Below are 20,249 nucleotides of genomic sequence, written 5' to 3'. Positions count from 1 at the left end.
CCGGATCAGGCCAGTCCGGCCTCGCGGCACAGCAGTTCGGTCAGCGTGGTCGGGTCCGCGAGGTCCATCGGCAGGCCCCGGCTGACGAACCAGTTGGCGACGATCCGAACATCACGGGCCAGGAAGTCCCGCCCCTGGGGGTTCACCACCACGTCGACCACCTGTGGCAGGTCGATCAACGCCAACCGCCCCGCGTGCACCAACAGGTTGTACGGCGACAGGTCGCCGTGGGCGTACCCGGACCGGGCCAGGACGACCAGGGCGTCGACCAACTGATCCCACAGCCCATGCAGCTCGGCGCCGGAGGGGCGTAGCTCAGCCAGCCGGGGCGCGGCCCTTCCCTCGTCGGCGTCGCCGAGGAACTCCAGCATCAGCTCGGTGCCCCGCAGTTGCACCGGGTACGGCACGGTGATCGTGCCGTAGCGCTGGCCGATTTCCCAGAGCCGACTCAGGGCAGCGAACTCTGCCGCCGCCCACTGCCCGGCGATCATCTGCCGCCCGAACGCCGTCCGGCCGGTCATCGCCCGCATCTCACGAGAGCGACGTACCCGACGCCCTTCGAGGTACCCCGCGTCCCGGTGAAAGAGCCGGTGCCGGGGGTCGCGGTAGCGTTTCGCCGCCAGGAGGCAGGACCGGTCGGTGCCGGGGAGTCCCCGACGCACCAGATGGACGTCGGCCTCCTTGCCGGTCTTGAGCACACCGAGTTCGGTGTCCTTCGCGGCCAGCTCGATGACCAGCCACTCCGGGTGGGGTGACGGACCGTGCACCGCCTCGTCCCAGGAGGACCAGGTCTCGTCGCTGCCCGGGTCGGGCTCGTCGTCGGGCTCGGTGGAAGTGGCGGCGGCCGGTCGGCCGCGCTTCAGGAAACGTGGTTCGTCGTCGTCGAAGCGGCGTCCGCCGCGGGTACGGCGCTCGGGCGCCGGAAAGTCGTGATCGCGCATGGCGCTGGTAGTCCCTTGGTCGAGGTGTCAGGAGACAGGAAGTGACCTGCGAAGACGGCCATGACCGACCCCCTTTCCTCGACCGGGCGACGCCCGGAGTGCACGATGCGCGGACCATGCTCGTCGGCACGATCGGCCGGGTCAACCGAATTAGCGCGACCGGTTGCCGGTCGCTCGTGGAGCGACTCAGGCGCCCATGACCTCGGCGATAGCGGCGATCACGGTGTCCACCGTCGCCGTCGGCGCGAACCGCACGTCGGTCCAGGGACGTCCCCGGTGCAGCCAGATGCTGGGCAGGCCGACGGCCGTGGCCCCGCCGATGTCCGCCTCCGGGCCGTCCCCGACCACCCAGGCACCGCGCAGCGGCATCCTGGCCCGCTGCGCGGCGAGCGCGAAGATGCGGGGGTTGGGCTTGCTGACCCCAGCCTCCTCGGAGATCACCCAGTCCGCGATGTAGCGGTCCAATCCGGTCCGGCGGATCTTGGCATCCTGCTGCCGGACCGCGCCGTTGCTCACCACGACCGGCATCCAGCCGGCGTCGTCGGCGATCCGCAGGGCGCACGCCACCAGCGGGTCCAGCCGGGTGAACTCCACGACCCCGTCGTGCAGTTCCTCCACCAGGTCGATGGAGGGGATCCGCAACCGGTAGCGATCCCGGATGGCGTCCGCCACGTCCCAACGATCCGTCAAACCATCAGCGTCGATGGAAAGCAGCCACTCGATGTCGTGCGGTGGCGCACCGATGCCGTCGAGGAAGCGCTCTGCCCAGGTGCGGAACGGCCCAGCTCGATCGAGCAGGGTGTTGTCCAGGTCCAGCAGGAGCAGCGGCACTCGGGCACCTTACGGGAATCGGGTACCTCGCCGACAGGGCGGAGTGTTACGCGGTGGGGTCGGGCCGGGACGGGCGTCGACCGGACCGACGACGAAGGAAACAAGCCGTACGTACGGTTTGCATCAGCGGGAGGGAGCTGACACGATCGACACGTGCCCAGAGTAAGCCAGGATCAGCTCGACGCCCGCCGACAGGAAATCCTCGCCGCCGCGCGAGCCTGCTTCGCCCGGCACGGCTACGAGGGTGCGACCGTACGTCGCCTGGAGGAGGCCACCGGTCTTTCGCGCGGCGCCATCTTCCACCACTTCCGGGACAAGGACTCCCTCTTCCTCGCCGTCGCCGAGGACGACGCGGCGACGATGGTGGAGACGGTCGCCCGCAATGGTCTTGTCCAGGTGATGCGGGACCTGCTCGCCCGGGCCTACTCTCCGGACACCACCGGATGGCTGGGCAGCCAGCTGGAGGTGTCCCGGCGGCTGCGTACCGATCCCGCCTTCGCCGCCCGCTGGACACAGCAGGCAGCCGCCATCGCCGCGGCGACCCAGGACCGGCTGGTCCGTCAACGGGAGGCCGGCGTGCTCCGCGAGGACGTCCCGATCGACGTTCTGGCCCGTTTCCTCGAACTCGCCTACGACGGACTGGTGCTGCACCTGGCCATGGGCCGACCGGCCGGCGATCTGGGCGCGGTGCTCGACCTGGTCGAGGAGGCGGTACGGCGGCGCTGACCTCGCCAGGTAACGAGAAGGTAACTCGACCGACCGGGCAACCGGACGCTGGCATCGCCGCTCCACAATGAAGCCGCGTTCCCTCGCGCGACAGGAGCAGGCCATGACGGGTTTCGCGGTCGATTACGACACCTGGGGAGTTCCCGGCCCCACCTTCATCACGCTCTACCTGGCGGCCACGGTGATCGCCGTCGCCGTCGTGCTGGTCCGCCGTCGGGCACTGCTGGGCGGCCGGGCCGCTCCTCCCGCCGATCAACTGGGCCCGCAGCAGGTCGCCTACCTCAACGGCGGTGCGGACTTCGCCGTCTGGACCTCGTTGGGCACCCTGCGCAGCCGGGGTGCGATCGGTGTCGACTCGGAACGCCGGCTGACCGCCGACGGTCCGCTGCCGCCCGCCGCCACTCAACTCGATCGGGCCATCCACTACGCCGCGACGCAGCGCATCCCGGCCCGGGACCTGCGCCGCACCGAATGGGTCGAGCGTGCCCTCGTCGAGCTACGCGACGGACTTGACCAGCGTGGTCTGGCGCTCGGTCCGGACCGGCGGGCCGCACTGCGCCAGGGTCCGCTGCTGCTGGTCGCGCTGGTGGTGCTCGGTGTCGTCCGGATCGTCGCCGGGCTCGCCAACGACCGCCCGGTCTGGTACCTGGTGCTCACCGTCCTCGCGCTCACCGCACTGACCATCGTGCTGCTCGTCCGGGTACCTCGCCGGACCCGGGCAGCCGAGGCCGCGCTACGGACGCTGCGCCAGCGCAATCGGCACCTCGCCCCCGCCGCCAACCCGGCGTACGCCACCTATGGAGCGGCGGGAGCGGGCATGGCCGTGGCCCTCTACGGCACCGCGTCACTCTGGGCACTTGATCCGGTCTTCGCCCAGCAGGCTCAGATCCAACGTCACGTCGCCGCCGGGGGCGCCAGCACCACCGGAGGGTGTGGCGGCGGCAGCACCGCAGGTGCCAGTGGCGGCTGCAGTGGTGGGAGTTGCGGTGGCGGCGGGGGTTGCGGTGGCGGGTGCGGCGGATGAACACCCCGTACGGTGTGGGCATCGGCTGGCGCCCGGAGATCTCCGGCTTCGTCGCCGAATTGCCCGGCCTACGCTTCGTCGAGGTGATCGCCGAGTCGGTGCCGGCCGCCGGTCCGCCGCCGGACGGCCTGCTCGAGCTGCACAACCGTGGCGTCACCGTCGTACCCCACGGGGTGCGGCTCTCCCTCGGCGGCGCGGCACCGGTCGAGCCGGCCCGGGTCGCCCACCTGGCGGCGGTCGCGCAGCTACTGGCGGCACCACTGGTCAGCGAGCACATCGCCTTCGTCCGAGCGGGCGGCCTGGAGGCGGGCCACCTGCTGCCGCTACCTCGCACCCACGAGGCGGTCGACGCGGTCTGCGCCAACATCGCCCGAGCCCAGGCGGATCTGCCGGTGCCGATCGCGTTGGAGCCGATCGCCGCCCTGTTCGACTGGCCGGACGACGAACTCGACGAAGCGGCGTTCCTCAACGAGATCCTGGAACGCACCGGAGCGCTGCTGCTGCTCGACGTCGCCAACGTCTACGCCAACGCGCGTAACCGGGGCACCGACCCGGTCGCGCTGCTCGACCGCCTGCCTCTGGAACGGGTCGCGTACCTGCACGTCGCGGGCGGCGCCGAGCGCGGCGGCTTCTACCACGACACGCACACCGACCCGATCGGGCGGGAGGTGTTGGAGCTGCTCGCCGAGCTGTGTGCCCGGCACCGCCCACCGGCGGCGATGCTGGAGCGCGACGGGCACTATCCACCGGCGGGCGAGCTACGTACCGAGCTGGACGCCGTCGCCGCCGCCTGTGGCTTCCCGGTGGTGACGTGACACCGGCCGGAGCCGGACCGCCCGACCCGACCGGGACGCCCACCGGGACACTCGCCTCCCGGCAGGCGGAGCTGGTCGCGGCGCTGGTGGCCGACGGTCCGCCGCCGGCCGGCTTCGCACCTGGTCCGCTGGCCGCCGCCCGCGCGGCGCTGCTGCGCAAGCGCGCGGGCGAGGTCGCCCGGCACTGGCCGCTGCTCGCCGCCGGGCTCGGTCCCGCCTGGCCGACGACGTTCATCGACTGGGCAGCCGGCCGACCCGGTGGTGGCGGACTACGCGACGGTTGGGAGCTGGCCCGCGCGCTGCACGCCCGCGCCGCCCTACCGCCGCTGGGCGCCGAGGAACTGGCCGTACGGGAGGCGGAGTTCCACTACGACGGGCACCGGACCCCGCGCCGCCGCCGGTTCCCCGCCCTCGGACAGGCCGGCGGCGCGATCGCCGTCCAGTTCGCCGGCCGGGTACGCCTGCTGCGCCCGGCCCGTCCCTGAACCGCACTCCGGCACCGCACCGGGCTGTTTCCCACCGGACAGGCTGGGGCAGGATCGTCGGCATGGATCTCGGACTGACCGATCGGGTGTACGTGCTCACCGGCGCCTCCCGTGGACTTGGTTACGCCACCGCGCAGTGCCTGGTGGCCGACGGCGCCCGGGTGGTGCTCTCCGCCCGGCACTCCGACTCGGTGGAGTCAGCCGTCGCCGGCCTCGGCGGGCCCGACCGGGCCGTCGGCGTCACCGCCGACCTGACACACCCGGAAACACCGGAACGGTTGTTGGCCGCCGCGCAACGTCACTTCGGCCGTGTCGACGGTGCCTTGGTCTCGGTCGGCGGACCACCCGCCGGCAGCGCCGCGTCAGTCGACGACGAGCAGTGGCGGCAGTCCTTCGAGACCGTCTTCCTCGGCAGCGTCCGCACGGTACGAACGGTCGCCGCCGCGCTGCCCGAGGGCGGTGCCATCGCGCTGGTGCTCTCCACCTCGGCGCGTGGCCCGGTGCCCGGGCTGGGCATCTCCAACGGTCTGCGGCCAGGTCTGGCCGGTGTCGCCAAGGACGTCGCGGACGAGTACGGCCCACGCGGCGTACGGGTGGTCGGGCTGCTGCCGGGACGAATCCTGACCGATCGCAACCGGGAACTCTTCGCCGCCACCGGCGACCCTGACCGCGCCCGAGCCGAGGCGGAGGCTGGCATCCCGCTGCGCCGCATCGGTGACCCGGCCGAGTTTGGTCGGGTCGCCGCCTTCGTGCTCTCCCCCGCAGCCAGCTACCTCACCGGAGTCACCGTCCCGGTCGACGGTGGCGCACTGCGCGGCCTGTGAGCGCCGGACAGCCGCCCCGACCCCAGCGGAGGACCGCCCGCAGCAGGTCGGCGCCGCCGCTTCGACCGGGCCGCGAGGAGCCGCGATCGTACCCGCGCCCGAGCCGGGAGGACCTGGCCGCAGCGACCGACAAGACCATCGCGGACGTCATCGGCGTCGGGCTGGACGTGCTCTTCGTCGGCATCAACCCGGGCCTCTGGTCGGCGGCCACCGGGTGGCACTTCGCCCGCCCCGGCAACCGGTTCTGGCCGGCGCTGCACCGAGGCGGGTTCACTCCACGCCTACTGCACCCCAGCGAGCAGGACGAACTGCCGACATTCGGGCTCGGCATCACGAACATGGTGGCCCGGGCCAGCGCCCGCGCCGACGAGCTGACCGCCGCCGAACTGGTCGACGGCGCGGCACAGCTCACGGACAAGGTGGCCCGGTATCAGCCACGCTGGGTCGCGGTGGTCGGAGTCACCGCGTACCGGATCGGCTTCGCCCGACCGAAGGCGCGGTTCGGGCCGCAACCGGAACAACTGGCCGACGCCCGGCTGTGGGTGCTGCCCAACCCCAGCGGGCTGAACGCCCACTACACCCCACAGACCCTCGGTGCCGCCTTCGCCGAACTCCACGCGGCCGCCCTCGGGTGAACCGGCTGGCCTGCAGCTCCACCACTCAGTTGGCGGCAGCGGGTGGCATGGCCTCGTCGGCGATGTACTCCCGGGAAGGAATGATCACCGGCTCCGGACCGGTGGCGTCGGCGTACGGTGTAGGCGAGTCGGCCACCGCGAACTGGGTGCGGTACAGCTCGGCGTAGAGACCGCCGACGGCCACCAACTCATCGTGACGACCCCGCTCCACGATGCGACCGTCGTCAAGGACCAGGATCTGGTCGGCGTCCCGGACCGTGGAGAGCCGGTGGGCGATCACCAGGGCGGTACGCCCGGTCAACGCCACCGACAACGCCCGCTGCACCGCCGCCTCGCTCTCCGAATCCAGGTGAGCGGTGGCCTCGTCGAGGATGACGATCGACGGCGCCTTGAGCAGCAGCCGGGCGATGGCGATGCGCTGCTTCTCACCGCCGGAGAAGCGGTAGCCACGCTCACCCACGGTGGTCTCGAGCCCGTCGGGCAGCGACCTGACCAGGTCGGCGACCTGCGCTCCCGCCAGGGCCGCCCACAGCTCGTCGTCGGTGGCCTCCGGCTTGGCGTAACGCAGGTTCTCCGCGATGGTCTCGTGGAACAGGTGCGAATCCTGGGTCACCACGCCGATCTCGTCGCGCAGCGAGTCGAGCCGGGCGTCGCGGACGTCGACGCCGCCGACCAGCACCTGCCCGTCGGTGACGTCGTAGATGCGGGAGATCAGCATGGACAGCGTGGACTTGCCGGCACCGGAGGGCCCGACCAGCGCCACCATCTGCCCCGGCTCGACGCTGAAGGAGACGCCCTTGAGCACCGGTTCGTTGACCGTACGGTCCAGCGCGGCGACCTCCTCCAGCGACGCGAGGGAGATCTCGGCGGCGCTCGGGTAGCGGAACCGGACGTCGCGGAACTCGACGCTTCCCGCCCCCTGGGGAACCCGCACCGCGTCGGGCCGTTCCTTGATGCCCGGTTGCAGGTCGAGCACCTCGAAGACCCGGTCGAACGACACCAGCGCGCTCATCACGTCCACCCGGACGTTGCTCAGCGCGGTCAGCGGGCCGTAGAGGCGGGTGAGCAGCAACGCCAGGGTCACCACGGTGCCGGCGCTGACCTGGCCGCTGACCGCGAGCCAACCGCCGAGGCCGTAGGTCAGGGCCTGGGCCAGCGAGGCCACCAGCAGCATGGCCACGAAGAAGGTCCGCGAGTACATCGCGGAGGTGATGCCGATGTCGCGGACCCGTTCGGCCCGGGCGGCGAAGCGGGCCGCCTCGGCGTCCGGCCGGCCGAAGAGCTTCACCAACAACGCGCCGGCGACCCCGAACCGCTCGGTCATGGTCGCGTTCATCTTGGCGTCGAGGTCGTACGACTCGCGGGTGATCTCGGCCAGCCGCCGGCCCACCCGGCGCGCCGGGATGATGAAGACCGGCAGCAGCACCAGGGAGAGCGCGGTGATCTGCCAGGAGAGGGTGAGCATCACAACGGCGGTGAGGACCAGTTGGATCACGTTGCTGACCACGCCCGACAGCGTCGAGGTGAACGCCCGCTGAGCGCCGATCACGTCGTTGTTGAGCCGACTGACCAGCGCGCCGGTCTGGGTGCGGGTGAAGAACTGCAACGGCATCCGCTGCACGTGGTCGTAGACGCGGGTACGCAGGTCGAGGATGATGCCCTCGCCGATGCGGGCCGAATACCACCGTTGGGCCAGCGACAGGAGAGCGTCGGCGACCGCGAGGGCGGCGATGAACATGGCCAGCCGGATCACCAACGCCCCGGCGTCGGAGCCGCCTCGGGTGATGGTGTCGATCACGTCGCCGGCCAGCAGCGGGGTCGCCACCCCGATCACCGCGGCCACGATCACAGTGATCAGGAAGATGGCGATGTCGCGTCGGTAGGGGTGGGCGAAGGCCACGATCCGGCGAGCGACACCTCGCTTCAGCCGGTGCGCCGAGATGTCGTCCTGACTACGCATCGACCGGAGCATGCTCCAACCGCCCACGCCGCCACCGGTCATCGGGTGGGACACGTTCACCTCCGGGTCAGGACGCCGTACGCTGTCGGGTCAATTCTCCCGATGACTACGACAACCACGCGAGTAACCCTGATCTTCCCGGACGGTCCTTACTATTCTCCCCGGCCGGCGAGATCCCGCAGCCGTCGCGTCTGCGCTTCCCGCTCGGCGCGCTGCTGCTCCGCGTGGGTACGCCCGGCAGCTCCGGCGAGCAGCGCCTTGATCTCGACGACCGCGTCGCGGCTGTGGGCGAGCAGGCCAGCGGTCAGATCACGCACCGCGTCGTCCAACTCAGCGGCGGGAACCACCAGGGTGGCCAGACCGATCCGATCGGCCTCGGCGGCGTCCATCCGCCGCCCGGTGGCGCAGATCTCCAACGCGCGGGCGTAGCCGACCAGCTCGACCAGGCGCTTGGTGCCGGCCAGGTCAGGGACCAGGCCCAGCGTCACCTCGGCCATGGAGAACTTCGCATCCTCGGCCAGCACCCGCAGGTCACAGGCGAGCGCGAGCTGGAAACCGGCACCGATGGCGTGCCCCTGAACGGCGGCGATGGAGATGACGTCCGGCCGGTGCAGCCAGGTGAACCCGCCCTGGTAGTCGGCGATCCGGTCGGCGCACTCCTGCTCCGGCAGGGTGGTCAACTCGGCGAAGGAGCCGGGACCGGAGGCACCGGCCACCGACAGGTCGAGGCCCGCGGAGAAGGCTCGCCCCTCACCGCGCACCACGACGACGCGCACGTCACCGGGAAGCTCCCGGGAGAAGTCGCTCATCGCGCGCCACATCGCCGGGGTCTGCGCGTTGAGCACGTCGGGCCGGCACAGGGTGACCGTGGCGACCGGCCCGTCGCATTCCAGCCGGACCCCGGTCGCCTCGGCGGTCACCGGGCGGCCCGGGTCGCGGTGGTGGTGGCGGTGCTGGACGAAGCTGACGGGCGGGTCACGCCTTCTTGCGACGTCGGGCGCCGCCACGCTGCCGCAGCTGCACCCCGGACTCGGTGAGCACGCGGTGGATGAATCCGTACGATCGTCCGGTCGAGGCCGCGAGCGCCCGGATGCTCTCGCCCCCGGTGTACCGCTTGACGAGGTCCTTCGCGAGCGTCTGACGCTCGGCTCCGACGATCCGGCGACCCTTCTCAGTGCTGGTGGCTGTGCCAGTGGCTGCCATGCTGTGTCCTCACGTCCCAGACTGTGCGGTTCGGATACGGTCCCACCTATTAGACCGTCTCGGACGATCATGCGCCAGATATCAACTATTCGCCAACCGACACGCTATGCAATGTCAGCTTCCCGATAGGTGACGGCACGGCGGGCTCAGGCCAGCTCGACCAGTTCCAGCAGGTCGTCACTCCAGGCGTCCTCGTCGCCGTCCGGCAGCAGGATCGCCCGGTCCGGCTTGAGCGCGAGCACCGCACCCGGATCATGCGTGACCAGCACGATCGCGCCCGGGTAGCGGGCGATGGCGTCGAGCACCTGCTCCCGGCTGACCGGGTCCAGGTTGTTGGTCGGCTCGTCGAGCAACAACACGTTGGCACCGGAGCAGACCAGGGTGGACAGGGCCAGCCGGGTCTTCTCCCCACCGGAGAGGACGCCGGCGGGCTTGTCGACGTCCTCTCCGGAGAAGAGGAACGCGCCCAGAATCTTCCGCAGTTCGGTGTCGGTCTGCTCGACCGCCGCGGCTCGCATGTTCTCCAGCACGGTCCGCTCCACATCCAGCGTCTCGTGCTCCTGGGCGTAGTAGCCCAACCGCAGACCGTGACCGGGGCGCACCTCGCCGGTGTCCGGCTCCAGCAGGCCGCCGAGCATCCGCAGCAGCGTCGTCTTGCCGGCACCGTTGAGCCCGAGGATGGCCACCCGGGAACCCCGGTCCACCGCCACGTTCACGTCGGTGAAGATCTCCAATGAGCCGTACGACTTGGACAGGCCGGACGCGGTCAGCGGAGTCTTGCCGCACGGCGCCGGGGCGGGGAACCGCACCTTGGCCACCTTGTCGGCGACCCGGATCTCCTCCAGGCCGGACATCAGCCGCTCGGCCCGGCGGGCCATGTTCTGCGCGGCGATGGTCTTGGTGGCCTTGGCCCGCATCTTGTCGGCCTGGGCCATCAGCGCGCCAGCCTTCTTCTCGGCATTGGCCCGTTCCCGGCGGCGACGACGCTCATCGGTCTCCCGCGCCGCCAGGTACGCCTTCCAACCCAGGTTGTAGACGTCGACCACGCTGCGGGTGGCGTCCAGGAACCACACCTTGTTGACCACCGACTCCAGCAGGTCGCCGTCGTGGGAGATCACGATCAGCCCGCCCTTGTGGTTGGCGAGGAAACCCCGCAACCAGGTGATCGAGTCGGCGTCGAGGTGGTTGGTGGGCTCGTCCAGCAGCAGGATCCCACCGCCGTTCTCGCCCGCGTCCCGGAACAGGATCCGGGCCAGTTCGATGCGGCGACGCTGCCCACCGGACAGGGTGCCGATGGTCTGGGCCAGGGCCCGGTCGGGCAGCCCCAGATTGGCGCAGATGCGGGCCGCCTCGGCCTCCGCCGCGTACCCGCCGAGCGCGGCGAACTGATCCTCCAGCGCGCCGTACCGGCGCACCAGGCGTTCGTCGCCGTCCTCGGCGAGCCGCGCCTCCAGTTCCTTCATCCCGGCCATCAGCACGTCCAGGCCGCGGGCGGAGAGCACCCGGTCGCGGCCGGTGACGTCCAGATCGCCGGTACGCGGGTCCTGTGGGAGATAACCGACGGCGCTACGCCGGTCGACCTGGCCGGCGTACGGCTGGCCCTCTCCGGCGAGCACCTTCAACGTGGTGGTCTTGCCGGCGCCGTTGCGGCCGACCAGGCCGATCCGGTCACCGGGCTGCACCCGCAGCGTGGTGTCCGACAGCAGGATCCGGGCTCCGGCGCGCAGTTCAAGGCCGGTGGCAGTGATCATTTCCAGGTACTCGCTCTCGGGATCCGAAGGGCTGACTCAGGGCACACGAAAGCGCCGGCGGATCCAGGTGACCCGTCGGCGCGGGGCGTTCAGCCTTCGCAGCGCAGCACGGCGTCAATTGTACCGGGCCCCGGCCGGCGCTCCACGCGGATTACCGACCAAGATCGTCGGGTACCGGAGGGCCGACCGGACCGGTTCCGGCCCACGAGCCACTGACTGATCGGGGTCACCATGGAGCTGAACGAGAACGCACGAATCGACACCAGCCAGGTGGAGGACCGGCGGGGCAGCGGCGGAGGCGGCGGGATGGGCATCCCCATCCCGATCGGCGGCGGGCGCGGCGGCATCGTCGGCATCGTCATCGCCGTGCTGGTGGCCCTCGTCGGTGGCGGCTTCGGCCTGAACGCCATGACCGGCGGCGAGGAGCAGGGCGACAACGCCGCGCTGGAACAGCGTTGCGCCGCCGACAACGCCATCGAGCAGCTCGACTGCCGCAACACCCTCTACGTCAACTCGATCCAGGCGTACTGGCGTACCGCCCTGCCGGAGTCCCTCGGCGAGCAGTACCGCCCGACCCGCACCGTCTTCTTCAGCCAGGCCGTCAACACCGCCTGCGGTCAGGCCGACTCCGGTGTCGGCCCGTTCTACTGCCCGGCCGACTCGCTGGTCTACATCGACCTTTCCTTCTACGAGGTGCTCGCCACGCAACTGGGCGCCGACGGCGAGTTCGCCCAGCCCTACGTGCTGGCCCACGAGTACGGCCACCACGTGCAGAATCTGCTCGGCACCAACGAGCAGGTGCGCCGCCAGCAGCAGCGCGACCCGGGCAACGCCAACGACCTGTCGGTACGCCTGGAGTTGCAGGCCGACTGCTACGCGGGTGCGTGGGCGAAGAACGCCACCGGCACGGCCGACGACAGCGGCCAGAAAATCTTCACCAGCATCACCGAGCGGGACATCGCCGAGGCCATCGACACCGCGGAGGCGATCGGTGACGACGCCATCTCCAAGCGCGCCGACCGGCCGGTGAATCCGGAAGAGTTCACCCACGGCTCGTCGGAACAGCGCAAGCAGTGGTTCAACCGAGGCTACGAGAGCGGCGACCCGGCCACCTGCGACACCTTCACCGGCACCGTCTGAGGTGTAAGGAAGGGCCCCCTGTTAACGCCTGCGGTATAGAAGGGAACCCTTCTCACCCGCTCGTGTTAAGAAGGGGCCCTTCCTTGCATCATGGCGGGGAGTCGTCAGGCGGGGTCGCGGACGAGGATGCGGACCGCGCGGGCGGCGACAGCCGCGTCGAGCAGCACGGCGTACCGGGGCTCCGGAACGTCGAGCAGCCGCTCCGCGCGCAGCGCCGCCAGCGAGTCGAGTCGCCGGTCGGCGAGGATCCCGTCCACCGTCCGCCGGTCGCCGCCGGTGACCACCGCGTCCAGGCGATCGACCTCCGGCAGCAGCAGCCGCACCGCCAACTCCGCCGCCTCGACCAACGCTGCCTTGGCCTGGTTGTCCCGGCGGCGAGCAAACCGCTGTTGGGACCAACCACCTGCGGCGGTACGCCCCTGTACGTAACGGGTGTCGACCTTGTGCACCGGTAGCCGCTCCCCTTCGGCGATCCCCATCGCCACCGCCCCCTTGCGCGCCAGCAGCAGACCGATCCGGCGCGGTGCGACCGCAGCAGCCACGAAGGCATCCAGGTCGGTGGTGGCCGGCGCACCCGGCGGGCTGTGCAGCCCGGCGCTGGCGCCGTCCGGAGCGGCCAGCAGTAACCCGTACTCCTGGACGGTGACGGTGGGCGGGCCGTGCCGGTCGATGAAGCCGGCGATCCAGCGCTTGATCCGGGCCGGGTCGACGTCGACCCACCGGCCGCCCCCGGCCGCAGGTCGGCTACTCATCCCCTGACCGTACGGCAGTGGGAGTCAGGCACCCCTGGGCGGGCAGAGTGGCATCAGACCGCCAGGAGGCAGCAACATCCCCGAAACTGTGACCTGAGACCGGCCAGGAGGCAGCAACATCCCCGAAACTGTTGGGACCGCCCGGAGGCGGCAACAGCTTGGGGCGTCCTGCGTTGGTGACGGCCCGCCCGTGCGCCGGCCGCCGGCTAGACGCATCGAGCGCGACGCCCGTCTGGGCGTCGCGCTCGATGATCACGGCGACCGGCCGCCGGATCAGACGTTGAAACCGAGGGAGCGGAGCTGGTCCCGCCCCTCGTCAGTGATCTTGTCCGGCCCCCACGGGGGCAGCCAGACCCAGTTGATCCGCATGTCCTTGACCAACCCGCCACCCGGACCGGTGGTCAGCGCCTGACGGGCCTGGTCCTCGATCACGTCGGTGAGCGGGCAGGCCGCCGAGGTCAACGTCATGTCCAGGGTGGCGACGTTCTGATCGTCGACGTGTACGCCGTACACCAGGCCGAGGTCGACCACGTTGATGCCCAGCTCAGGGTCGACGACGTCCTTCATCGCCTCTTCGATGTCGGCGACGGCGGCCTTACCGCCGCCTGCCTCGGTCGCCTCGGCCGCCTCGGTCACACCGTTCTCGCTCATGCCTTCACCTCCGTCGGGCTCGCGCCCACACCGGCGCGTGCCGCGGCGTCCTTGAACGCCATCCACGGCAACAGCGCGCACTTGACCCGGGCGGGGTAGCGGGCAACGCCCTCGAACGCCACCCCGTCACCGAGCACGTCCTCGTCCGGCGTGACCTGACCACGACCGGACATCAGCGCCAGGAACGCCTCGTGCACCTCGAACGCCTCCGCCGCGCCGCGGCCGGTCAGCAGTTCGTGCAGCACGCTCGCGGACGCCTGGCTGATCGAACAGCCCATCCCGTCGTACGACACGTCGTGCAGCGTCTCGCCGTCGCTGGCGACCCGGACGGTGACCTCGTCGCCACAGGTCGGGTTGACGTGGTGCGCCTCACCGACCTGGTCGGCCGGGTCGGCGGCGTCGCGCAGCCCGCGACCGTGCGGGTGCTTGTAGTGATCCAGGATGATCTCCTGGTAAAGGGATTCCAGTTGCATCAGGCTGAACCCCCGTCGATTCGCTGCGTCGCCGGGCTCATCGGAACACCTTCCGCACCCGCTCCAGGCCCGCTACCAGGGCGTCGATCTCCTCGGTGGTGGTGTAGAGGTAGCACGAGGCCCGAGTGGTGGCCGGCACCCCGAACCTGGTGCAGACCGGGCGGGCGCAATGGTGCCCCACCCGCACCTGCACACCGAGGGAGTCCAACACCTGCCCCACGTCGTGCGGGTGTACGTCGCCGAGCGCGAACGAGATGGTGCCGCCCCGACCGACCGGCACCTCCGGGCCGAAGATCCGCAGACCGGGGACGGTGCCCAGGGCGTCCAGCGCGTACGCGGTCAGCTGCTTCTCGTGCCACTGGATCGCCCGCATACCGATGCTGGTGAGGTAGTCCACGGCCGCGCCGAGCGCGACCGCCTCGGCGATCGGCGGAGTGCCCGCCTCGAACCGGGCGGGCGGCGCGGCGTACGTGGAGCCGCCCATCGTCACCGTCTCGATCATCGAGCCGCCGCCGAGCACCGGTGGCATCGCCGCCAGCAGGTCGGTCCGGCCCCAGAGCACCCCGATGCCGGTCGGGCCGCACATTTTGTGCCCGGTGAAGACGATGAAGTCGGCGTCCAGGTCGACCACGTCGATCGGCATGTGCGGCACCGACTGCGAGCAGTCCAGCAGCAGCAGCGCACCCACCTCGCGAACCCGGGCGGTGATCCGCGAGGTGGCGTTGACGGTGCCGAGGATGTTGGACATGTGCACCAGCGAGACGATCTTCGTCCGCTCGTTAACCAGGTCGGTCAGGCCCGACTCGTCCAGCCGGCCGTGGTCGGTCACCGGGAACCAGCGCAACGTCGCACCGGTACGCTCGGCCAGCAGCTGCCACGGAACGATGTTCGAGTGGTGCTCCATCTCCGAGATGACGATCTCGTCGCCCGGCCCCAGCCGGAACCGAGGGTCGGCGTCGGGACGCAGCGAGGCGTTGGAGAACGCGTACGCCACGATGTTGATCGCCTCGGTGGAGTTCTTCGTGAAGACCACCTCGTCGACGCTCGGCGCGTTGATGAACGCGGCGATCTTCGCCCGGGCCCCCTCGTACGCCTCGGTCGCCTCGGTGCCGAGCGTGTGCACCGAGCGGGACACGTTGGCGTTGTGCCGGGCGTAGTGCTCGGCCAGCACGTCGAGCACCTGGCGCGGTTTGTGCGAGGTGTTGGCGCTGTCCAGGTAGACCAGCGGATGCCCGTTGATCTCCCGATCGAGGATCGGGAAATCGGCGCGTACCGCCGCTACGTCGTAGCGGGGCACCTCGTCGTACTGCGGCATCCCCGGCGGGATCGCGATGGTGGTCATCGTCGTGACCGGTCCTTCCTTCGCAGATCAGACCCGCGCCGGACCAGCCCCGGCCGCGTACCGCTCGTAGCCGGACTCCTCAAGCTTGTCGGCCAGTTCCGGGCCGCCCTCCTCGACGATCCGGCCACCGACGAAGACGTGCACGAAGTCGGGCTTGATGTAGCGCAGGATCCGGGTGTAGTGGGTGATCAGCAGCAGGCCCGTGTCACCGGTGTCACGCACCCGGTTCACGCCCTCGCTCACCACGCGCAGCGCGTCCACGTCGAGGCCCGAGTCGGTCTCGTCGAGGATGGCGATCTTCGGCTTGAGCAGCTCCAACTGCACGATCTCGTGTCGCTTCTTCTCGCCGCCGGAGAAGCCCTCGTTGACGTTGCGCTGGGCGAAGGCCGGGTCCATGTGCAGCCGTTCCATGGCACCGCGCAGCTCGCCGCCCCAGGTGCGCAGCTTCGGCGCCGCACCGTCGATGGCCGTCTTGGCGGTACGCAGGAAGTTCGCCACCGAGACACCGGGCACCTCGACCGGGTACTGCATGGCGAGGAAGAGGCCGGCGCGGGCCCGCTCGTCGACGGACATCTCCAGGACGTCCTCGCCGTCCAGCGTCACCGAGCCGCCGGTGATCTCGTACTTCGGGTGGCCGGCGACCGCATACGCCAGGGTCGACTTGCCGGAGCCGTTCGGGCCCATGATCGCGTGGGTCTCCCCCGACCGCACGGTCAGGTCGACACCGGTCAGGATCGGCTTGAGCTCACCCTCGGGCAGCTTCACCGACACCTGCAGGTCGCGGATCTCCAGGGTGCTCATTATCGGGTCACTCCATTGCTCGGCGTCAGACTGACGTAGATGTCACCGTCGCGGACTTCGACGGGGTAGACGGGTACGGGTTCGGTGGCGGGCGGCCCGGTGGGCTCGCCGGTACGCAGGTCGAAACGGGAACCGTGCAGCCAGCATTCCAGCGTGCAGCCGTCGACCTCTCCCTCGGAGAGCGCCACGGCCGCATGCGAGCACTCGTCGAACACGGCGTAGAACTGGTCGTCCTCGCCGTGCACGAGCGCGATCTGGGTGCCGTCGACGTCGGCGCTGATCACGGTGCCCTTCGGCACGTCCTCGGTGGCGCAGATGCGGATCATCAAACGCCCGCCTTCGTCAGCCGAGCCTCGATAGCCTCCCCGAGGCGCTCGCGCAGCGGCTCCACCGGGATCTTGTTCAGCAGCTCGGTGAAGAAGCCGCGCACCACCAGCCGACGCGCCTCGGCCTCCGGAATCCCCCGGGCCATCAGGTAGAACAACTGCTCGTCGTCGAAGCGACCGGTCGCGCTGGCGTGGCCGGCACCGGCGATCTCGCCGGTCTCGATCTCAAGGTTAGGCACCGAGTCGGCCCGCGCACCGTCGGTGAGCAGCAAGTTCCGGTTGATCTCGTACGTGTCGGTGCCGGTCGCCTCAGCCCGGATCAACACGTCGCCGACCCAGACGGTGCGGGCGCTCTCCCCCTGCAACGCCCCCCGGTAGCCCACGTAACTGCGGCAGTCCGGCACGGAATGGTCGACCAACTGGCGGTGCTCCTGGTGCTGGCCGGAGTCGGCGAAGTAGACGCCGTACAGCTCGGCCTCGCCGCCACGGTCGGTGTACTCGACGGTGGTGTGCTGGCGCACCAGGTCGCCACCGAGGGTCACCTGGACGTGCTGCACCCGCGCGTCGCGGCCCAGCCGTACCTTCAGATGCTGCGCCTGCACCGCGTCGTCGGCCCAGTCGGCCACGGTGACCAGGGTGAGCTTCGCCCCCTCGTCGACCGACACCTCGACGTTGTCGGCGAGGGTGGCCGACCCGACGTGCTCCAGCACCACGATCGCCTCGGCGAACCGACCCACCTCCACGACGGTGTGCCCGAAGGCCAAGCCCTCGACGCCCGCACCGACCACCCGCAGGATGGCCGGGCCGCTGATCACCGCGTCCTGTGCCACCCGCACCAGCAGCGCCTGGGTGGCCCCGCTGTAGGCCAACGCGCTGACCCGGTCAAACGGAGTGAGCACGCTGCCGACCCGCCGGTCGTCGTGGTCGATCTGTTCCACGGACACGCCCTCGGGCAGGTCGGCGTACTCGTGCCGAACCGCGCCGGTGGCGGTCGGGTCGTCACCGACCAGCCCACGCAGCCGCTTGAGCGGGGTGAAACGCCACTCCTCCTCCAGGCCGGTCAGGGCCGGGAAGTCGGCGACATCGTACGAACGCAGCGCCTGCGACTTGGTGCTCGGCGGCGCGGAAGCCTGGGTAGTCATCTCGTCCTTGGTCTGTTCTACGACGGCGGTCTCATTAACCGGAGGGCAGGCCGGGACTCGGCGTTCCCGGCCCTCGGGCCGAGCTTGCGCGTCGCCCGGCCCGACCGGTCGGGCTGCGGCGGCTCGGGTCAGCCGACCGCGCCCTCCATCTGCAGCTCGATCAGGCGGTTGAGCTCCAGGGCGTACTCCATGGGCAGTTCCTTGGCGATCGGCTCGATGAAGCCGCGCACGATCATCGCCATCGCCTCGTCCTCGCTCAGGCCCCGGCTCATCAGGTAGAAGAGCTGGTCCTCGCTGACCTTGGAGACGGTCGCCTCGTGCCCCATCGACACATCGTCCTCACGGATGTCGACGTAGGGGTAGGTGTCGGAGCGGGAGATGGTGTCGACCAGCAGCGCGTCGCACTTGACCGTGCTGGCGCTGCTGTAGGAGCCCTCCAGCACCTGCACCAGGCCCCGGTACGAGGTCCGGCCGCCACCCCGGGCGATCGACTTCGACACGATGGTGCTGCTGGTGTGCGGCGCGGCGTGCACCATCTTGGCGCCGGCGTCCTGGTGCTGACCCTCGCCGGCCATGGCGACCGAGAGCACCTCGCCCTTGGCGTGCTCGCCGGTCATGTACACGGCGGGGTACTTCATGGTGACCTTGGAACCGATGTTGCCGTCGATCCACTCCATGGTGGCGCCCTCGTGGCACACGGCACGCTTGGTGACCAGGTTGTAGACGTTGTTCGACCAGTTCTGGATGGTCGTGTAACGGCACCGGGCGTTCTTCTTGACGATGATCTCCACCACGGCGCTGTGCAGCGAGTCCGAGGAGTAGATCGGCGCGGTGCAGCCCTCGACGTAGTGCACGTACGCGCCCTCGTCGACGATGATCAGCGTCCGCTCGAACTGGCCCATGTTCTCGGTGTTGATCCGGAAGTACGCCTGCAGCGGGATCTCCACGTGCACACCCTTCGGCACGTAGATGAACGAACCGCCGGACCACACGGAGGTGTTCAGCGCGGCGAACTTGTTGTCGCCGACCGGGATCACCGTGCCGAAGTACTCCTTGAACAGGTCCTCGTGCTCCTTGAGGGCGGTGTCGGTGTCGAGGAAGACGACACCCTGCTCCTCCAGGTCCTCACGGATCTTGTGGTAGACCACCTCGGACTCGTACTGCGCCGCGACACCGGCGACCAGGCGCTGCTTCTCCGCCTCCGGGATGCCCAGCCTGTCGTAGGTGTTCTTGATGTCCTCGGGCAGGTCCTCCCAGCTGGCGGCCTGCTTCTCGGTGGAGCGCACGAAGTACTTGATGTTGTCGAAGTCGATCCCGGTGAGGTCGGCGCCCCAGGCCGGCATCGGCTTGCGCCCGAACAGACGCAGACCCTTCAGGCGTAGGTCGAGCATCCAGGCCGGCTCGTTCTTCTTGGCCGAGATGTCCCGCACCACCGCCTCGTTGAGGCCACGCTGAGCCGAGGCCCCGGCGACGTCCGGGTCGGCCCAGCCGTACTCGTAGTTGCCCAGGGCGGCGAGCTGCTCCTCCTGGGTCAGTGGCTGGACGATCTGCTCGGTCATCTATCTGTCCTCACAGTGGTGACGGTCTTACCGGACTGGGCGCGCGACGGACCGGGAATGTGCGTGGTGCACACCCCGTCGCCGTGCGCGATGGTGGCCAGGCGCTGCACGTGGGTGCCGACCAGGCGGGAGATCACCGTGGTCTCGGCCTCGCACAGCTGAGGGAACTCGGCGGCCACGTGCGCCACCGGGCAGTGGTGCTGGCAGAGCTGGCCGCCCGAGGCGATCGTGGAAGCACTGGCAGCGTATCCCTCCGCGGTCAGCGCCGCGGCGAGTGCCTCGGCACGGGCCATCGGATCGTCGCCGGCGTCGGCCAGGGCCGCCTGACACCGTGCCTCCAGGGCGGCCACCTGCTCGGCGGCGAACCTCTCCACCGCACGTGAACCGCCGGTGCGGGCGATCCAGCGCAACGCCGCGGTGGCCATGTTGTCGTAGTGATGGGTGCCGCACCGGCTACGGGCCGCGTCGGTGAGCAGGAACACCCTGGCCGGCCGACCCCGCCCACGGTGACCGCGTACGGTCTGCTCGCGGGCCACCACGTCACCGTCGGCGAGCATCGCGTCCAGGTGTCGGCGGATCGCCGCCGGGCTGAGGCCGAGCGCGTCGCCCAGCTGGGCGGCGGTGGCGGCGCGGCGTTCCAGCAGCAACAGGGTGACCCGATCCCGGGTCGACGGCTCACCGACCGGCGTGGCCGGGGTGTCCGTCGGGGCGGGTGGGGCAGGCGTGACGGCAGCGCCGGGCAGCGACCGGCCGGCGGCCGCGTCGGCCGTCGGCTGGTGCTCGGTGAGCCCCGCCGCCTTTTTCACAACGCCCACGTTACGTAATTCAATCTGGGCCCGCAAACGCGACCCCGGTGATCCGAACCACC

Annotated in this window: 22 protein-coding genes; 7 read left to right on the top strand and 15 right to left on the bottom strand. The window is 70.4% G+C overall.

Going from position 1 to position 20,249, the window contains the following annotated elements:
* Positions 1-5: 5 nt before the first annotated feature.
* Both Vlu01_RS23400 and Vlu01_RS23395 read right to left on the bottom strand, forming a co-directional pair.
* Positions 6-941 (bottom strand): serine protein kinase RIO, encoded by a 936-nt coding sequence (locus tag Vlu01_RS23400; RefSeq protein ID WP_204003272.1) that lies wholly within the window; start codon positions 939-941, stop codon positions 6-8.
* A 186-nt stretch (positions 942-1,127) separates the two neighbouring features.
* Positions 1,128-1,772, bottom strand: a complete 645-nt coding sequence (locus Vlu01_RS23395) for an HAD family hydrolase (RefSeq protein ID WP_204003270.1) — start codon at positions 1,770-1,772, stop codon at positions 1,128-1,130.
* Between the two features lie 153 nt (positions 1,773-1,925).
* Here Vlu01_RS23395 and Vlu01_RS23390 point away from each other — a divergent pair, with 153 nt between their 5' ends.
* From Vlu01_RS23390 to mug, 6 genes are all read left to right on the top strand, one after another.
* Complete coding sequence (locus Vlu01_RS23390) at positions 1,926-2,498, top strand: TetR/AcrR family transcriptional regulator (protein WP_204003269.1); 573 nt, start codon at positions 1,926-1,928, stop codon at positions 2,496-2,498.
* A 103-nt stretch (positions 2,499-2,601) separates the two neighbouring features.
* Positions 2,602-3,522: a TIGR04222 domain-containing membrane protein gene (locus Vlu01_RS23385; RefSeq protein WP_204003266.1), complete on the top strand. Its 921-nt coding sequence runs from the start codon at positions 2,602-2,604 to the stop codon at positions 3,520-3,522.
* On the top strand, positions 3,519-4,337 hold the full coding sequence (locus tag Vlu01_RS23380) for an MbnB/TglH/ChrH family RiPP precursor modification enzyme (RefSeq protein ID WP_204003263.1): 819 nt from the start codon (positions 3,519-3,521) through the stop codon (positions 4,335-4,337). Before Vlu01_RS23385 ends, Vlu01_RS23380 begins: the two co-directional genes overlap by 4 nt.
* A complete protein-coding gene (locus tag Vlu01_RS23375) occupies positions 4,334-4,822 on the top strand; it encodes an SCO6045 C-terminal-like domain-containing protein (protein ID WP_204003260.1) in 489 nt (162 codons plus the stop codon). Before Vlu01_RS23380 ends, Vlu01_RS23375 begins: the two co-directional genes overlap by 4 nt.
* Before the next feature lie 62 nt (positions 4,823-4,884).
* Complete coding sequence (locus tag Vlu01_RS23370) at positions 4,885-5,646, top strand: SDR family oxidoreductase (RefSeq protein ID WP_204003257.1); 762 nt, start codon at positions 4,885-4,887, stop codon at positions 5,644-5,646.
* Between the two features lie 113 nt (positions 5,647-5,759).
* Positions 5,760-6,281: a G/U mismatch-specific DNA glycosylase gene (gene mug, locus Vlu01_RS23365; RefSeq protein ID WP_239096078.1), complete on the top strand. Its 522-nt coding sequence runs from the start codon at positions 5,760-5,762 to the stop codon at positions 6,279-6,281.
* A gap of 25 nt (positions 6,282-6,306) precedes the next feature.
* Here mug and Vlu01_RS23360 read toward each other — a convergent pair whose 3' ends face one another.
* The 4 genes from Vlu01_RS23360 to Vlu01_RS23345 all read right to left on the bottom strand — a co-directional run bounded on the left by Vlu01_RS23360 (position 6,307) and on the right by Vlu01_RS23345 (position 11,195).
* A complete protein-coding gene (locus Vlu01_RS23360) occupies positions 6,307-8,283 on the bottom strand; it encodes an ABC transporter ATP-binding protein (RefSeq protein WP_204003327.1) in 1,977 nt (658 codons plus the stop codon).
* A 110-nt stretch (positions 8,284-8,393) separates the two neighbouring features.
* A complete protein-coding gene (locus tag Vlu01_RS23355; RefSeq protein ID WP_204003325.1) occupies positions 8,394-9,161 on the bottom strand; it encodes an enoyl-CoA hydratase/isomerase family protein in 768 nt (255 codons plus the stop codon).
* Positions 9,162-9,216: 55 nt separating this feature from the next.
* Positions 9,217-9,444, bottom strand: coding sequence for a helix-turn-helix domain-containing protein (locus Vlu01_RS23350; protein ID WP_007072022.1), 228 nt, complete (start codon positions 9,442-9,444; stop codon positions 9,217-9,219).
* Positions 9,445-9,590: 146 nt separating this feature from the next.
* Complete coding sequence (locus tag Vlu01_RS23345) at positions 9,591-11,195, bottom strand: ABC-F family ATP-binding cassette domain-containing protein (RefSeq protein ID WP_204003252.1); 1,605 nt, start codon at positions 11,193-11,195, stop codon at positions 9,591-9,593.
* 231 nt (positions 11,196-11,426) lie between these two features.
* Here Vlu01_RS23345 and ypfJ point away from each other — a divergent pair, with 231 nt between their 5' ends.
* Positions 11,427-12,335: a KPN_02809 family neutral zinc metallopeptidase gene (gene ypfJ, locus Vlu01_RS23340; RefSeq protein ID WP_204003250.1), complete on the top strand. Its 909-nt coding sequence runs from the start codon at positions 11,427-11,429 to the stop codon at positions 12,333-12,335.
* A gap of 104 nt (positions 12,336-12,439) precedes the next feature.
* Here the strand turns inward: ypfJ and Vlu01_RS23335 are convergent, their stop codons facing one another.
* From Vlu01_RS23335 to Vlu01_RS23295, 9 genes are all read right to left on the bottom strand, one after another.
* Positions 12,440-13,087 carry an acVLRF1 family peptidyl-tRNA hydrolase gene (locus tag Vlu01_RS23335; protein ID WP_204003248.1) on the bottom strand — a complete coding sequence of 216 codons (648 nt, stop codon included), beginning with the start codon at positions 13,085-13,087 and terminating at the stop codon, positions 12,440-12,442.
* Positions 13,088-13,360: 273 nt separating this feature from the next.
* The gene (locus Vlu01_RS23330) at positions 13,361-13,738 is read right to left on the bottom strand and encodes a metal-sulfur cluster assembly factor (RefSeq protein ID WP_204003246.1); all 378 of its coding nucleotides are present in this window, start codon (positions 13,736-13,738) and stop codon (positions 13,361-13,363) included.
* On the bottom strand, positions 13,735-14,211 hold the full coding sequence (sufU, locus tag Vlu01_RS23325) for a Fe-S cluster assembly sulfur transfer protein SufU (RefSeq protein WP_204003244.1): 477 nt from the start codon (positions 14,209-14,211) through the stop codon (positions 13,735-13,737). Before sufU ends, Vlu01_RS23330 begins: the two co-directional genes overlap by 4 nt.
* Before the next feature lie 37 nt (positions 14,212-14,248).
* Positions 14,249-15,553 carry a cysteine desulfurase gene (locus Vlu01_RS23320; protein WP_204003242.1) on the bottom strand — a complete coding sequence of 435 codons (1,305 nt, stop codon included), beginning with the start codon at positions 15,551-15,553 and terminating at the stop codon, positions 14,249-14,251.
* 27 nt (positions 15,554-15,580) lie between these two features.
* Positions 15,581-16,354, bottom strand: coding sequence for a Fe-S cluster assembly ATPase SufC (sufC, locus tag Vlu01_RS23315; protein WP_204003240.1), 774 nt, complete (start codon positions 16,352-16,354; stop codon positions 15,581-15,583).
* Positions 16,354-16,680: a non-heme iron oxygenase ferredoxin subunit gene (locus tag Vlu01_RS23310; protein WP_204003238.1), complete on the bottom strand. Its 327-nt coding sequence runs from the start codon at positions 16,678-16,680 to the stop codon at positions 16,354-16,356. Before Vlu01_RS23310 ends, sufC begins: the two co-directional genes overlap by 1 nt.
* Positions 16,680-17,822, bottom strand: a complete 1,143-nt coding sequence (gene sufD / locus Vlu01_RS23305; protein ID WP_204003236.1) for a Fe-S cluster assembly protein SufD — start codon at positions 17,820-17,822, stop codon at positions 16,680-16,682. Before sufD ends, Vlu01_RS23310 begins: the two co-directional genes overlap by 1 nt.
* Before the next feature lie 128 nt (positions 17,823-17,950).
* A complete protein-coding gene (sufB, locus tag Vlu01_RS23300; protein WP_204003234.1) occupies positions 17,951-19,381 on the bottom strand; it encodes a Fe-S cluster assembly protein SufB in 1,431 nt (476 codons plus the stop codon).
* Positions 19,378-20,187 carry a helix-turn-helix transcriptional regulator gene (locus Vlu01_RS23295; RefSeq protein WP_204003232.1) on the bottom strand — a complete coding sequence of 270 codons (810 nt, stop codon included), beginning with the start codon at positions 20,185-20,187 and terminating at the stop codon, positions 19,378-19,380. The genes sufB and Vlu01_RS23295 overlap by 4 nt, the downstream gene beginning before the upstream one ends.
* Between the last annotated feature and the right edge of the window lie 62 nt (positions 20,188-20,249).

The sequence above is a fragment of the Micromonospora lutea genome, from assembly GCF_016863535.1.
In the GTDB taxonomy this organism is placed as follows: Bacteria; Actinomycetota; Actinomycetes; order Mycobacteriales; family Micromonosporaceae; genus Micromonospora; species Micromonospora lutea.
The sequence above is the reverse complement of the archived record's forward strand: the minus strand, read 5'-3'. Positions and strand labels throughout refer to the sequence as shown.

What these genes read in the sequence shown, in the direction of transcription:
- Vlu01_RS23400 (WP_204003272.1), bottom strand. Translation starts at nt 941, where the DNA reads ATGCGCGATCACGACTTTCCGGCGCCCGAGCGCCGTACCCGCGGCGGA.
- Vlu01_RS23385 (WP_204003266.1), top strand. Translation starts at nt 2,602, where the DNA reads ATGACGGGTTTCGCGGTCGATTACGACACCTGGGGAGTTCCCGGCCCC.
- Vlu01_RS23380 (WP_204003263.1), top strand. Translation starts at nt 3,519, where the DNA reads ATGAACACCCCGTACGGTGTGGGCATCGGCTGGCGCCCGGAGATCTCC.
- Vlu01_RS23370 (WP_204003257.1), top strand. Translation starts at nt 4,885, where the DNA reads ATGGATCTCGGACTGACCGATCGGGTGTACGTGCTCACCGGCGCCTCC.
- Vlu01_RS23360 (WP_204003327.1), bottom strand. Translation starts at nt 8,283, where the DNA reads ATGACCGGTGGCGGCGTGGGCGGTTGGAGCATGCTCCGGTCGATGCGT.
- Vlu01_RS23350 (WP_007072022.1), bottom strand. Translation starts at nt 9,444, where the DNA reads ATGGCAGCCACTGGCACAGCCACCAGCACTGAGAAGGGTCGCCGGATC.
- Vlu01_RS23345 (WP_204003252.1), bottom strand. Translation starts at nt 11,195, where the DNA reads ATGATCACTGCCACCGGCCTTGAACTGCGCGCCGGAGCCCGGATCCTG.
- ypfJ (WP_204003250.1), top strand. Translation starts at nt 11,427, where the DNA reads ATGGAGCTGAACGAGAACGCACGAATCGACACCAGCCAGGTGGAGGAC.
- Vlu01_RS23335 (WP_204003248.1), bottom strand. Translation starts at nt 13,087, where the DNA reads ATGAGTAGCCGACCTGCGGCCGGGGGCGGCCGGTGGGTCGACGTCGAC.
- Vlu01_RS23330 (WP_204003246.1), bottom strand. Translation starts at nt 13,738, where the DNA reads ATGAGCGAGAACGGTGTGACCGAGGCGGCCGAGGCGACCGAGGCAGGC.
- sufU (WP_204003244.1), bottom strand. Translation starts at nt 14,211, where the DNA reads ATGCAACTGGAATCCCTTTACCAGGAGATCATCCTGGATCACTACAAG.
- Vlu01_RS23320 (WP_204003242.1), bottom strand. Translation starts at nt 15,553, where the DNA reads ATGACCACCATCGCGATCCCGCCGGGGATGCCGCAGTACGACGAGGTG.
- sufC (WP_204003240.1), bottom strand. Translation starts at nt 16,354, where the DNA reads ATGAGCACCCTGGAGATCCGCGACCTGCAGGTGTCGGTGAAGCTGCCC.
- Vlu01_RS23310 (WP_204003238.1), bottom strand. Translation starts at nt 16,680, where the DNA reads ATGATCCGCATCTGCGCCACCGAGGACGTGCCGAAGGGCACCGTGATC.
- sufD (WP_204003236.1), bottom strand. Translation starts at nt 17,822, where the DNA reads ATGACTACCCAGGCTTCCGCGCCGCCGAGCACCAAGTCGCAGGCGCTG.
- sufB (WP_204003234.1), bottom strand. Translation starts at nt 19,381, where the DNA reads ATGACCGAGCAGATCGTCCAGCCACTGACCCAGGAGGAGCAGCTCGCC.